The organism is Bacillus sp. 205(2023) (genome assembly GCF_037027485.1).
GTDB lineage: Bacteria > Bacillota > Bacilli > Bacillales > Bacillaceae > Bacillus > Bacillus halotolerans.
This window is the reverse complement of record NZ_JAXCHF010000001.1, coordinates 417,014-431,428: the sequence shown is the minus strand read 5'-3', so window position 1 is coordinate 431,428 and position 14,415 is coordinate 417,014. Positions and strand designations below refer to the sequence as shown.

Here is a 14,415-nt window from a genome sequence, read left to right as displayed (position 1 = left end):
AAAAATACAGCGGTTTCACAAGTGACAAATGGTATATTATCTATATCATCCGGCCTTATTTCTGTGTGAAATTGATTATATTGGGGTGAGTCATGTGCTATAGTAGAAACAGCATACGGATTAAGAAAGGAATGTATATGTATTTAACGATTAAAGAAACAGCAGAATATGCAAATCTTTCAGAGGATTATATTAAAAGTTTGGTGCTCGAAGGAAAAATCAGGGCCGTTCATGACGGCGAGCAATTTTTGATTTATAAGGGACAGTTCAAAACGCATCTCGAACAGCTGGAAAATTATAAAGCGCTCGTGCAGGAAATATTAAATGAACCGATTCCGGAAGATATAGATGTAAAGGATGAAGATTAGGACACAATTTCAAATTGTGTCTTTTTTTGCATATTTTTTTGTGAGCATCTCGAAAAGAAAAGCGTCATATTGCGTTTTAAGGGCTTTTTCGGAAAGGGTCAGAGTGATTTGTCTCAGGAGTCAAAAAAGCTTTATATGAGCCTGTAAATGTCATTTCAGAGGATAGGGCGTTTCAAGAGATATCTTTTCTGCTTATGTAACACTATGTATATTATGTTACATAAATGCCACCGAACTTTGACATTCAACGTTTTTCCGCTATAATAGTAACATAGACCTCAAAACGTTACATAACGGTTTTTAAGGAGTTTTTTGATGCATATTGTACAGCCGATCCGCAGTTTAGAGAAAATTCAAGATGTAAAACAGTATTTACGCAGCAAAAACAAGCGTGACTATTTTTTGTTTATTTTCGGCATTAACAGCGCGCTCCGAATTTCTGATATTTTGCCGCTTCAAGTGAAAGATGTCAGAAATAAAGACCATTTATGGGCGACTGAAAGCAAAACAAAAAAGAAAAGGAAGATTCTCATTTTAGAATCTTTGAAAGCAGAAATATACGAGTATACGAAAGATATGAAAGAAAATGAATACCTCTTTAAATCTGTACGAACCAGAAAGCCAATTTCACGCATTCAGGCATACAGAATTTTAAGAGAGGCAGCCGAAGCGTGCGGACTTGAGGAAATAGGGACCCATACGCTCCGGAAAACATTTGGCTATCATTTCTACCAGCGGACAAAAGATATCGCTGAGCTGCAGAGGATCCTTAATCATTCATCACCTTCAATTACAATGCGTTATATTGGAATCGATGAAGATACAACAAGAGCTGCTTATAAGGTATTTGGAGGGCTGTAAATCAAATCGCTTGAAAATCGTGACAATCGGAGCTACTATATAGATATCAAAAAAGCTCTAGTAGCACAGCGGATAGTGCAGCAGTTTCCTAAACTGCAGGTCGGGAGTTCGAATCTCTCCTAGAGCGTAATAAAACAAAAAGGCAACGGCCGATACGTCCGTTGCCTTTTTTATGCTTAACATAAAAAACGCCCGTTTTTCTCGGGCGTTTTTTCTTATATAACTGCGTCAAAGCGATTTACTTTCCACTTTTTATTCTCTTTTACAAATGTCACTTTCCGTTTTGCTGAAGGTGATCCGTCCAAAGTAGGAACGGTAAATTCATATGTGACTGTGCCGCCTTTTTTAGAAATGAGTTTAGCGGTTGATTTTTTCCAATTTAAGAGATTGTCTCCGTCACCGATCGGAACAGCCAGTTTTCCTTTTGAGACAATGAAATGATAGTCTTTAAAGCCTTTTTCAATCGCTGGTTTTGAGAAAATAGGTGTTAAGTAATTCACAGCTTTTTCTTTTGTGCCAAGGTCACTGCACATGTATACGTACTGAAGATTTTGATGCTCGAATGTGCCTGATGGGCAAACTGCTTTTTTCGCTTTTGGATTGTGTCCGCTCATTGTATTCCAAAAATGCTCTCTTGCTGTTAGTGCGAGCTGCAATGCTTGTTTTTGTGATAAATCCCCAGATGTGTTTTTCGCAAATGCATTTGTGTTTAATGACAGAATAAGTGCAATAGTGGTTAAAAATAGAAGATATTTTTTCAATGTGGCTCTCTCCTTTAAAATCTCTTTCTCTTATGTTACAAATGTTACAATAGTTACGTTTAGATTACAATACTTTTGCGTAAATTATTTTTTATTCTTTCATCTCACCAAAAGACTATGCTGTATCGCGCTAGTTTATTCTTGCAGATTGAAAAATGTGTAAAAATAGGAGAATCGGGAAGGGTTTTATAAGTACTGTGGTGAATAGTTACATGTTGCATGTCGTGTTCATTTCAAGAGAAACGGGAGCACGTTAGTGAAACGAGTTTAAATAAAGGAGTCATTCATATGGAAACATTACAAGAAAATCCCGTATCTAAGAAGAAGAGCAATCCATCTGTTTGGCGGTCAATGTCACTATTTTTAGTGCCGCTCCTTCTGAGCAATGTGCTGCAATCAGTGGGCCAATTAGTCGGGATGGTCGCTGTGGGCAGATGGCTTGGCGTAGATGCGCTTGCAGCTGTCTCATCCTTTTTCCCGCTGTTTTTTCTTCTCATTTCATTTACGATCGGCATCGGTTCCGGCAGTTCCATTCTTATCGGGCAAGCCTATGGGGCAAAAAATGAGGAACGGTTAAAGGCCGTTGTCGGAACAACGCTGACATTCACCTTTTTATTAGGAATTGTGTTAGCTGTGATCGGCAGTATATTCACCTTAGATATTCTGCGTCTCATGGGAACGCCGGAAAATGTAATTCATGTCAGTGTCAGCTATGCGCGTATCTTATTTTGTGCAATGCCGTTTATGTTTTTATATTTTGCTTATACCACATTCTTGCGGGGGACAGGAGATTCTAAGACACCGTTTTATACATTGATTGTAAGCACAGTCATCAATATAGCACTTTTACCGATCTTAATTCTCGGCATGTTCGGCCTGCCGAGGCTGGGCATTTACGGCTCTGCTTACGCAACCGTTATTTCTACAATTGTGACCTTTATCGTATTATTGGTGTATCTGCGGAAAACGAAACACCCGCTGCAATTTGATAAGACAGTGCGGCGTTATTTGAAAATGGATAAGGAATTGCTGGCGCTTCTGCTGCGTCTTGGTATTCCGTCAAGCATTAACATGATTCTCGTCTCACTATCGGAAATAGCGGTCATTTCATTCGTCAATCATTATGGCTCTGATGCAACCGCAGCATATGGCGTGGTCAACCAGGTAGCCAGCTATGTGCAAATGCCGGCTGTCAGTCTGGGGATCGCGGTGTCTATTTTCGCCGCTCAATCTATTGGCGCGAATGAGTTTGACCGGTTAAAGCAAGTCATTCGGGTCGGCATTTGGCTGAATTATATCATTGGCGGTGTGCTGATCCTCCTTATCTATCTTTTTGCACATCAGATTTTAGCATTATTTTTGACCGAGAAAGATACACTTTACATTGCACACAGGCTTTTGATGATTACATTATGGAGCTATTTGCTGTTTGGGAATGCCCAAATTATTTCTGCGACGATGCGTGCAAGCGGAACGGTTTTATGGCCGACCCTCATCAGTATTTTTGCCATCTGGGGAATCGAAGTGCCGGTCGCGTTTGTTCTGTCTCACTATACAAATCTTGAAATACTCGGCATTTGGGTAGGCTATCCGGCAGCATTTGCCGTGAGTTTGCTTTTGATTTACGGGTATTATCAATTCATTTGGAAAAAGAAGCAGATTACACGTCTGATTCAATAAACTCCAAAAGAACACCGTTCATTTTGAATGGTGTTTTTTGTTTACTTAAAGACTAAAGGGAAAACATAAAATGGAGGAAATAGTGCACACTGAATTGAATTTATATATAAGCATTGAACTAAGGAGAGGTTGAGTACACATGACAAATTTTATTGAAAAGATGACGTATTTAGGAACACCAGCTGTCAAAGCAGGTAATGAGCATTTGGAAATAATAGTCGTGCCTGAGTGGGGCAGCAACGTCATTTCTCTCGTAGACAAAGAAACAAAGATGCACCTTTTACGAGAACCGGAAACAGCTGAAAGCTTTCATGACACACCTACATTGTATGGAATTCCCATTTTGTTTCCGCCTAACCGCATAAGTGACGGAACGTTCACCTTCCGGGGCAGAACGTATCATTTTGATATCAATGAAAAAGATAAACACCATCACCTTCACGGCTTTCTCTATGACAAAAAGTGGGACATCATAACGATGAAACAAACAGACGAAGAAGTGATCATAGAAACTGAAATTGATCTATCGGAAATTCCCCATGTTTATAAACAATTTCCGCATCATGCTGTTGTACGGATGACATACATTTTAAAAGATAACACTCTTTATAAGCATGCCACGATCATGAATAAAGGGAAGGATGCATTTCCTTGGGGGATTGGTTATCATACGACCTTCGTTTTCCCGGAAGAGAGCTCTTTATTTTCTCTTACTGCTGATCAGCAATGGGAATTGGATGAACGTTTATTGCCGACCGGAAAGCTGATCGATATACCAAATCAGGAAGCTTTGCACGAAGGAATGCTCTTGCGGCAGCAGCTTGATGATGTCTTTTTATCTTCTTATCAGAAGAGAGGGGGAGAAAATCAGGCTGTCATTTACCATCAGCATGCACACCTGAATATGATCTACAAGGCAGATGAACAATTTAAGCATTGGGTTGTGTATAATGCTGATGGAACACAAGGGTATTTGTGCCCGGAGCCTTATACATGGGTGACAAACGCAGTTAACCTTGATCTCTCTTCGTCACTCACCGGCTTACAAGTGTTAGAGCCTGGTGAAGAGAAGACAGTAAAAAGCAGCATCACGATTGAGCGTAATCATCGATAGCCAATCAGGAGAGGCGGGATAAGAAAATGGGAAAAAGCATGAAGCTTTATTTTGTAATATTGCTGCTTTTCATCTTTGCTTCCATTCCATATATGCATCATGCTGCACATGCGGCTGAAGAACAGGATACACTTGCCAGGCAGATTGAAACCATTTTAGCCAATGAACCTGCTTTAGAAGGCGCAATGGCCGGCATTACTGTCCGTTCTGCAGAAACAGGCGACGTCATTTACGACCATTTAGGGGATGTCCGGATGAGACCCGCCTCTTCTTTGAAGCTTTTTACAGCCGCCGCGGCACTTTCTGTTCTCGGTGAGGATTATTCTTTCACAACAGAAGTGCGGACAGACGGCCGCCTTAAAGGACAAAAGCTGAATGGCAACCTTTATCTGAAAGGAAAAGGAGATCCGACACTTTTACCAGCTGATTTTAATCAAATGGCCAAAAAGCTGAAAAAATCCGGCATCAAGTCCATAAAAGGCAATCTTGTCGCCGATGACTCATGGTATGATCATATCCGCTATTCGCCTGATTTGCCATGGAATGATGAGTACACTTATTACGGCGCGCAAATTTCCGCACTGACAGCGTCACCAAATGAGGACTATGATGCAGGCACTGTGATAGTAGAAGCCAGCCCGGGAAAGAATGAAGGACAAAAGCCAGCAATATCAGTGTCGCCAAAAACGGATTATGTAGCGATTGAGAATGAGGCGAAAACAGTTGAGGCGGGAAAAAAGAAAGATCTTTTTATCGAAAGAGAACATGGAACCAATACGATTACGATTAAAGGGAGCATACCGGTTGATGCAAGCAAAACAAAAGAGTGGATTTCCGTCTGGGAGCCGGCAGGATATGCTTTAGATTTATTTAAGCAGGCTCTTAAAAAACAAGGCATTACAGTAAAAGGGAAAATCATAACGGGCACAGCGCCCGACTCTTCAGACGTACTGGCCACTCATCACTCAATGCCTTTGTCTAAGCTATTTCTTCCTTTTATGAAATTAAGCAATAACGGACACGCCGAGGTACTTGTAAAAGAGATGGGGAAAGCGGAAAAAGGAGAGGGCAGCTGGGAAAAAGGGCTTGAAGTGCTAAACAGTACGCTTCCGAATTTCAGCGTTGATCCCAAAACACTTATTTTGAGGGACGGTTCCGGGGTCTCTCATATCAACGCCGTATCATCAGACCAAATCACAAAGCTGTTATATGACATCCAAGATGAAAAGTGGTTTCAAACTTATCTGCATGCTCTGCCGGAAGCGGGGAACAGTGACAGACTGGTAGGCGGGACGCTAAGAAACCGCATGAAAGACACCCCGGCAGAAGGGAAGATAAGAGCAAAGACCGGGTCGTTAAGCACTGTCAGCTCTCTGTCTGGCTATGCAGAAACAAAGAGCGGAAAAACGCTCGTTTTCTCTATTCTTCTAAACGGTTTGATTGATGACTCGGATGGCAAAGACATTGAGGATCACATTGCTGTTATTTTGGCAAATCAATAAAAACGCTAAACCTGTTTTCGTGGAAAACAGGTTTTTTTATGTTTCTTTTTACATTATCGCGCTTGTTTTTAAAACATTCAGCTAAATATTGTAGAAATGTAACTGATACTGAGGCGGAGAATATCTTATAAACGGTTCAACCTATCCTCATATGAAATTAAATAAATGAAGAAAAAATCTAGTGATGAAGAACTATTAAAAATCGATACTTTCATAACTTTACATTCGAAATCCTAATAAAATTAATCAAGAAAAATAAATAATTAATACTATATTCAAAAAAATGTTATAAAAATTTTATATTTTTTATTGTACTTTAAAAAAATTCGGTTAATATAATGCATATATGGATTATATAGTCATATAATTTCTTTTTATTGTAATTATTTCAGTTTCTTATCCTCTTATAAATTAGAATTGGAGGGAATTCGTTGAAAGAAAATACTTATGGTTTAACTCATGCCCAAAGGAGAGTTTGGTTTACTGAACTGTTGGAGCCTGGTACAAGCATCTGTAATCTGACCGCCTGTGTAAAATTCAGGGGTGATGTTGATCTTGATGCTCTCCAGTTGGCTCTGAACCTTTCAATCTCCCGTAATGATGCAATCAGGTTCCAGCTGACAGAAGGAATTGAATCGGAGTCAGAGCCTCGTCTGTATCTTGCAGAATACAAAGAATTATCACTTGAAATAATAGATTTTACAAATGCTGAAATGACAGAAACAGAGCAATGGATTCATGATCAAGCCAGAATTCCGTTTAAGCTGCTTGATTCGCCTCTGTATCAATTTTATCTCCTTAGAATCCACCCCCATGAAATTTGGCTATATGCGAAATTCCATCATATTATCATGGACGGCATCTCTTTAAATTTGATGGGAAATCAAATTATTAATCTGTATCAAAAAATCAAAAAAAGGGAGCCTATACCCGATGAGCAAGAGCCTTCCTACATTAGCTACATAGAAAAAGAGAGGCAGTACTTACAATCTTCACGTTTTGAAAAAGACCATTTGTTTTGGACGCAAACCTACCAACAGCCGCCGGTATACCACTCACTTACCGGACAGAGCACTTCACAAAAGCAGAGTACCTCCGCATCGAGAGATACTATCACACTTTCACCTTACCTAGCACATACCATCCAAGCTTTTTGCGAAGAACAGAAAATCAGTATGATCTCCTTATTTATGGCTTCATTTTACATATGCATCAGCCGCATCACCTCCAAAACGGACCTTGCAATCGGAACCTACTATGGAAACAGGGGGTCAAAAGCGGAGAAAGAAATGCTTGGCATGTTTGTCAGCTCTCTTCCAATCAGAAAAACGGTTGATTCTGACGCCGATTTTCTTTCCTTTGTACGCAGTGTCGGCAGAGAACAGCTTTCAGTCATGCGCCATCAAAGATTTCCTTATAATTTGCTGGTGAATGAATTAAGAAAAGAACACAAGGATTTACACAACCTGATCGGTATATCAATGCAGTACCATCCGCTTCAGTGGCAAAAAGCGGATGATTTGAACTATGAGACGGCGCTTTATTTCAGCGGATACACCGCAAACGAGCTTTCTGTTCAAATACAGGAGCGGATAGATACTGGAGCCATTCAATTAAATTTCGACTATCAAAATATCTTATTTTCTCTTGAGGACATTAAACGGATTCAGCACCACCTGCTTACGTTGCTGGAAAACGCGCTTCAAAATCCGCATAGTACTATAAAAGAATTAGATATGGCAGAAAAACGTGAGAAAGAAAAAGTTTTGTATGAATTTAACAGAACGAAAGCTGTTTCGCCTGCAGCTTCGACGCTGCACGGGCTGTTTGAACGTCAGGCGGCTTTGACGCCGGATCGGACGGCCTTACGCTTTTCTGGCGGTTCGCTGACTTACGCGCAGCTTGACATGTACGCCAACAGGCTGGCAGCGCGCCTTACGGCGCATGGTGTCACAAAGGAAAGCATTGTCGGTGTTCTAAGCGAGCGGTCGCCGGACATGCTGACAGCCGTTCTCGCCGTATTAAAGGCAGGCGGAGCTTATGTGCCGCTTGATCCTGTATATCCAGAGGAGCGGCTGAGCTATATGCTGAAAGACAGCGGGGCAGCATTGTTGCTGACGCAGCCGGGATTAAAGGCACCTGATTTTTCCGGAAAGACACTTGAAGTGGATATGACGGCTCTTGCGAATGAAGAATCTGAAAGTCACTCTCTTCATCAAACGGACAGCGATTCTCTCGCCTATGTGATCTATACGTCGGGCTCCACTGGACAGCCGAAAGGGGTCACCGTGGAGCACCGCCAGGCGGTTTCCTTTCTGACCGGCATGCAGATGCAGTTTCCTTTAGAGGAAGACGACATCATTATGATGAAAACGTCTTTTTCCTTTGATGCATCTGTCTGGCAGCTGTTTTGGTGGACGCTTTCAGGTGCTTCGGCCTATCTGCTTCCGTCCGGCTGGGAGAAAGATCCGGCATTGATGGTAAAAGCCATTCGAGAGGAAGGCGTTACAACGGCTCATTTTATTCCGGCCATGCTGAACAGCTTTTTGGATCAAGCGGAAATAGAGGCACCGAGAAGCCTGAAGCGTGTATTCGCCGGAGGTGAACCGCTGGCACCCCATACGGCAGCCCGTTTCGCTTCTTTGCTGCCGGAGACATCGCTGGTTCACGGCTACGGGCCGACAGAAGCAACCGTTGATGCGGCATTTTACGCGTGTGATCCTGAGCTGGACAAGGATCGCTTACGCCTTCCGATCGGAAAACCCGTGCCTGGCGCGCGTCTGTATGTATTAGATCCTCATTTAGCCGTACAGCCTGTCGGCGTAGCGGGAGAATTGTACATTGCCGGGGCCGGGGTTGCCAGAGGCTACTTGAATCGTCCGGAATTAACAGAAGAACGTTTTCTTGATGATCCATTTTATCCGGGTGAACGCATGTACAAAACGGGTGATTTGGCGCGCTGGCTCCCAGACGGACAGGTTGAATTCCTCGGCCGTCTGGATGACCAGGTGAAAATCCGCGGCTACCGGATTGAGCCGGGAGAAATCGAAGCGGCGCTCAGAAGCATAGAAGGCGTGCGGGAAGCGGCTGTGACTGTTCGTACAGAAAGCGGCGAGGCGGAATTATGTGCGTATGCGGAAGGGCTCGGCAGAAATGAAGTGCGCAAGCAGCTTGAGACATTGCTGCCGGGCTATATGATTCCTGCTCATATCATCGAGATGGAACAATGGCCGGTTACCCCGAGCGGAAAGCTCGACAGAAAAGCGCTGCCTGCTCCTGACGGAGCGGCAGATCGGGAAACCTACACAGCGCCGAGAAACCTGACAGAGATGAAGCTTTCCCAGCTGTGGGAGGAAGTGCTGAAAAGCGGCCCTGTCGGCATTCACGACAACTTTTTTGACCGGGGCGGCCATTCCTTAAAAGCCACCGCGCTTGTCTCCCGGATCGCCAAGGAATTCGGCGTCCAAGTGCCGCTGAAGGATGTGTTTGCCCATCCGACGGTAGAAGGTTTGGCTTCTGTCATCAGCGAAGGAACGGAAAGTCCGTATGAAGCCATGAAGCCGGCAGGAAAAAGCGAGACCTACCCGGTTTCCTCCGCCCAAAAGCGGATGTATGTGCTCCAGCAGCTGGAGGATGGAGGCACAGGCTACAATATGCCGGCAGTCTTGGAGCTGGAAGGAAAGCTGGATCTTACAAGAATGGAGGCCGTATTCAAAAAGCTGATCAAACGCCACGAGTCACTGCGCACGTCCTTTACAACGGACACAGGCGGCGAGCCGGTTCAGCGCATCCATGACGAAGTGCCGTTTACATTCCACACCTCTGTGCTCGGCGGACAAACTGAACAGGAAGCCGCGTCAGCGTTTATCCAGCCGTTTGACCTCAGCCAAGCTCCGCTGTTCCGGGCGGGGATCGTCAAGGTATCAGACGGGCGGCATCTATTACTAGTCGATATGCATCACATTATTTCAGACGGTGTTTCAGTCAATACGCTCATTCGGGAATTCGGGGAGCTGTACGCCAATCAAGAGCTACCTGCGCTTCACATTCAATATAAAGACTATGCCGTATGGCAGGAAGCCTTTAAAAAAGGAGACACGTACAAGACGCAGGAGGCGTACTGGCTGAAGCAGCTCGACGGCGAGCTGCCCGTACTGGACTTGCCGGCTGATTACGCCCGGCCGCCGGTGCGAAGCTTCGCGGGTGATCAAGTCTCATTTACGCTCGATCAAGAACTCACAGCCGGGCTTCACAAGCTCGCACGGGAGAACGGAAGCACCCTGTACATGGTGCTCCTGGCAGCTTACACAGCGTTATTGGCGCGCTTAAGCGGACAGGAAGACATCATCGTCGGGTCACCAATTGCCGGACGTCCTCACAAAGACCTTGAGCCGATACTTGGAATGTTCGTCAACACCCTGGCGCTTCGGACACGCCCGGAGGGCAGGAAGCCATTTGCGCAATTTTTGCAGGAAGTGCGCGAGACTGCATTGGAAGCTTATGAACATCAGGATTATCCGTTCGAAGAGCTTGTCGACAAGCTCAGTGTGACAAGGGATATGAGCCGAAATCCAGTGTTTGATGCGATGTTTATTCTTCAAAATATGGACAAACAAGACATTAATCTTGGAGACATAAAAGCACGGCCTGCAAATGTCAATCATCAAATTTCTGTATTTGACATGACGTTGATTGCGGCTGAATCAGATGGAGTCATCAAATGTGACATGGAATTTAGTACCGACGTATTTATGAGAACGACAATTGAACGCTGGACGGCTCATTTTACCGAATTTTTGCGTGCTGCCACGTCAAATCCTAATACAACTCTTTCACAAGTGAATATACTCAGCGAAAAAGAAAAACAAAAGATTTTGATAGAACTCAACAAAACCCGCGTTGAATGTTCTCAAACTGATACCGTTTTTCATCGCATGTTTGAAAAGAGGGCTGAAGAGACACCGGAGCATATTGCTGTTATGGACGGTGAAAAACAGATCAGCTATCGTCATCTCAACGAAAAAGCCAATCGTCTGGCACACACACTGCAAGAAAAAGGGACCGAGACGCAGCCGATCGTTGCTGTTTTAGCGGAGCGATCCATTGATGCTATTGTTGGTATTTTAGCCGTTATGAAAGCCGGCGGCGTGTATATTCCGATAGATTCTCATTATCCAAAAGCCCGGATTGAATACCTTCTCAAAGACAGCGGGGCTGAAATTCTTCTTTTACAGAATGAAGTAAAGCATTTGATTGCAGGCTCAGATATAGGTGATATTTCTCGCATCTGTCTTGATGATGAAAGTTTCTATGAAGCAAAAAGATGCAACCTTGCTTCATCTCCTGCCCCGGAGGACTCGGCATATATCATTTATACGTCAGGAACAACCGGTGCGCCTAAAGGCGTTATCGTTACGCACCGAAACTTTGCTCATGCTGTTCTTGCATGGCGCAGCATATATCAGCTCGATCAAATGCCTGTCAGACTGCTTCAAATGGCGAGCTTTTCCTTTGATGTCTTTTCAGGAGACTTGGCGAGAACATTGGCCAACGGAGGGACACTAGTCATTTGCCCTGATGAAACAAGGCTTGAACCTGCTGAATTATATGCATTGATGAACAGCCAGCGTATCACGATCATGGAGTCAACACCGGCACTCATTGTCCCATTTATGGAATATGTTTACCGCAACCAGCTCAGTCTTCCTGACTTAGACATCCTTATTCTTGGTTCGGATATGGTGAAAGCCCATGATTTCAAAACACTGGCGGAGCGTTTCGGAAACAAAATGCGCTTAATCAATAGTTACGGGGTCACAGAGGCCACGATCGATTCAAGTTACTATGAAATGAATATGGGTGAAGAGTATTCGGGAGACAGCGTACCGATCGGCATCCCGCTTCCCAATGTAAAACTGTACGTACTCAGCCAGACTGACCAAATACAGCCGATCGGTATTGCCGGCGAGCTTTGTATCGGCGGAGCCGGCGTTGCCAAGGGCTATCACGGAAAATTTGGATTAACGGAAAAGAAATTTACAGAAAATCCATTTGTGCCCGGAGAAAGACTGTACAGAACAGGGGATCTGGCTTGCTGGCTTCCAAACGGCACTCTCAGGCTTCTTGGCCGGATAGATCATCAAGTAAAAATAAACGGGTACAGAATCGAAACAGAAGAAATTGAAAGTGTGCTCCTCCAAACCGGACTTGTCAATGAAGCGGTTGTTGCGGTTCAAAATGATACGAATGGACAGGCTCGTTTGGCAGCGTATATTCTGCCTTCAGATGCCGATACAACGGTTCTCCGCGGTGCTTTATCGAAAATGCTGCCGGCCTATATGATTCCTGCGCATATCATTCCTTTGGAAACTATGCCGCTGACATTAAACGGGAAGCTGGACAGAAGAGCCTTACCGGCACCAAATGAAGCTTTCTCGCGGCCGTATACTGCACCGGTAAACGAATTGCAGGGAATGACAGCGCAGATTTGGGAGGACGTGCTGAGCGTGTCTCGAGTTGGCATTCACGACTCCTTTTTTGAGCTTGGAGGAGACTCTATTAAAGCACTGCAAGTGTCCGCCCGGCTGGCAGCTGAAGGCTGGAGCATGACTATACAAGATTTATTCCGTTATCCAACAGTTCATGAGCTGAGCAGCCACATCACTCCATTGATATCTCAGGCAGAACAGAGGCCTATCGAAGGTGAAGCGGATCTCACACCGATTCAGAGCAAATTTTTCGATCAGCATCATGCTTTTCGTGATCATTACAACCAATCGGTCATGCTTTTCAGCGAAAAGGGGTTTCATGCTGACGCGCTTCGCCAAGCGCTGCGCAAATTGACTGAGCATCATGACGCGCTTCGCATGGTGTTTACACAGGATCATACCGGGCGTGTCGTTCAGTACAATCGCGGAATTCAGATTACTGAAAACGAACTGTTCGGATTTCACCTAGCAGATTGGACAAAAGAACAGGCAAAAGGCACACTCTTGGAAGAAAAATTTGCTGCTGAGGAAATCGTGCTTCAAAGCAATATGAATGTAAAAGAAGGACCTTTGCTGCAAGCAGGATTGTTTAAAACCACAGAAGGAGACCATTTGCTGATTACGATCCACCACCTCGCTGTAGATGGCGTTTCTTGGAGGATTCTGCTTGAAGATTTAGCTGCAGCCTACCAACAGTCTTTGGAGCAAACAGAGATCAATCTGCCGCCGAAAAGCGATTCTTATTTATCATATGCCAACGGTCTGGCACAGATAGCCGGGAGCCGGCAATTGTTATCAGAAATAACATATTGGCAAACGATTTTAGATGCTCATAACGTTTTTCTGCCTAAGGACATGGCTGAGTCGGACAGGCATCAAAGCAGTGCCGAAACAGCTGCGTTTGTATTAGCCAGTGACTTGACTAAAAAACTGCTGTTTGAAACGCAGCAAGCCTATGGTACTGATGCCAACGAACTTTTGCTGACTGCTTTAGGAATGGCGCTTTATGAATGGAGCGGACACGAACAAATTGTGATCAGCGCTGAGGGCCATGGAAGAGAAGGACATGTTCCGAATATTGATATTTCACGAACAGTAGGTTGGTTCACTTCTATTTATCCTATCCTTCTGGACATGAGTGCACCGCATTCATCTGAAGATCAGCTCGGTTACAGAATCAAAGCGACAAAGGACAGGCTGAGAAGAGTGCCGCACAAGGGAACGGGCTACGGCTTATTGGTACAAAAGGGAGCCATACAGCATAAAGAGCCTGAGATCAGCTTCAATTATCTTGGACAATTCAGCGAAGGTGAGGGTTCTGATTTGTTTCAACTGTCTTCTTATCAGCCTCGTTACGAAATAGCGGGGGAGAGAGAAAGAGAGTATGAGCTCGATATTAATGCTTTGATAACAGACGGACGCCTGCAAGTCAAAGCAGTATACACCCGGGTGTTCCGCGAAAACACAATTCAGTGTTTGATGGACAGCTTTCACAGTCATCTTATTGAGATCATTGAGCATTGTACAAAGAAAAAAGAACGAGAAAAAACGCTGAGCGATTTCAGCAACAAAGAACTAACGCCATCCGCATTATCTAGCATCGAAAATCTCGTTAAAGATCTTTAACTTTTGGAAAAGGTG

The 14,415-nt window shown here is 44.1% G+C and carries 7 protein-coding genes and 1 tRNA gene; 7 read left to right on the top strand and 1 reads right to left on the bottom strand.

From position 1 onward, the window contains the following. Positions 1 to 137: 137 nt before the first annotated feature. The 3 genes from WA325_RS01805 (at position 138) to WA325_RS01795 (ending at position 1,356) form a co-directional block, all read left to right on the top strand. Complete coding sequence (locus WA325_RS01805; RefSeq protein WP_024121629.1) at positions 138 to 368, top strand: excisionase family DNA-binding protein; 231 nt, start codon at positions 138 to 140, stop codon at positions 366 to 368. 315 nt (positions 369 to 683) lie between these two features. Further along, positions 684 to 1,229, top strand: a complete 546-nt coding sequence (locus WA325_RS01800) for a site-specific integrase (RefSeq protein WP_044155674.1) — start codon at positions 684 to 686, stop codon at positions 1,227 to 1,229. A 54-nt stretch (positions 1,230 to 1,283) separates the two neighbouring features. Then, positions 1,284 to 1,356 (top strand) — tRNA-Arg (locus WA325_RS01795). A gap of 88 nt (positions 1,357 to 1,444) precedes the next feature. Here the strand turns inward: WA325_RS01795 and WA325_RS01790 are convergent. After that, a complete protein-coding gene (locus WA325_RS01790; RefSeq protein ID WP_105955726.1) occupies positions 1,445 to 1,990 on the bottom strand; it encodes an IseA DL-endopeptidase inhibitor family protein in 546 nt (181 codons plus the stop codon). 288 nt (positions 1,991 to 2,278) lie between these two features. Between WA325_RS01790 and WA325_RS01785 the strand changes: the two genes are divergently transcribed. The 4 genes from WA325_RS01785 to fenC all read left to right on the top strand — a co-directional run bounded on the left by WA325_RS01785 (position 2,279) and on the right by fenC (position 14,400). Beyond that, positions 2,279 to 3,670, top strand: a complete 1,392-nt coding sequence (locus WA325_RS01785) for an MATE family efflux transporter (protein WP_305934479.1) — start codon at positions 2,279 to 2,281, stop codon at positions 3,668 to 3,670. A 139-nt stretch (positions 3,671 to 3,809) separates the two neighbouring features. After that, a complete protein-coding gene (galM, locus tag WA325_RS01780; RefSeq protein WP_336183123.1) occupies positions 3,810 to 4,784 on the top strand; it encodes an aldose 1-epimerase in 975 nt (324 codons plus the stop codon). 26 nt (positions 4,785 to 4,810) lie between these two features. Continuing rightward, the gene (dacB, locus tag WA325_RS01775; RefSeq protein ID WP_336183122.1) at positions 4,811 to 6,286 is read left to right on the top strand and encodes a D-alanyl-D-alanine carboxypeptidase/D-alanyl-D-alanine endopeptidase; all 1,476 of its coding nucleotides are present in this window, start codon (positions 4,811 to 4,813) and stop codon (positions 6,284 to 6,286) included. A 431-nt stretch (positions 6,287 to 6,717) separates the two neighbouring features. Continuing rightward, positions 6,718 to 14,400, top strand: a complete 7,683-nt coding sequence (gene fenC / locus WA325_RS01770; RefSeq protein ID WP_336183121.1) for a fengycin non-ribosomal peptide synthetase FenC — start codon at positions 6,718 to 6,720, stop codon at positions 14,398 to 14,400. Positions 14,401 to 14,415: the final 15 nt, after the last annotated feature.

Excerpts from the sequence above, each read along its gene's own strand:
- WA325_RS01805 (WP_024121629.1), top strand. The coding sequence starts at position 138 with ATGTATTTAACGATTAAAGAAACAGCAGAATATGCAAATCTTTCAGAG.
- WA325_RS01800 (WP_044155674.1), top strand. The coding sequence starts at position 684 with ATGCATATTGTACAGCCGATCCGCAGTTTAGAGAAAATTCAAGATGTA.
- WA325_RS01785 (WP_305934479.1), top strand. The coding sequence starts at position 2,279 with ATGGAAACATTACAAGAAAATCCCGTATCTAAGAAGAAGAGCAATCCA.
- galM (WP_336183123.1), top strand. The coding sequence starts at position 3,810 with ATGACAAATTTTATTGAAAAGATGACGTATTTAGGAACACCAGCTGTC.
- dacB (WP_336183122.1), top strand. The coding sequence starts at position 4,811 with ATGGGAAAAAGCATGAAGCTTTATTTTGTAATATTGCTGCTTTTCATC.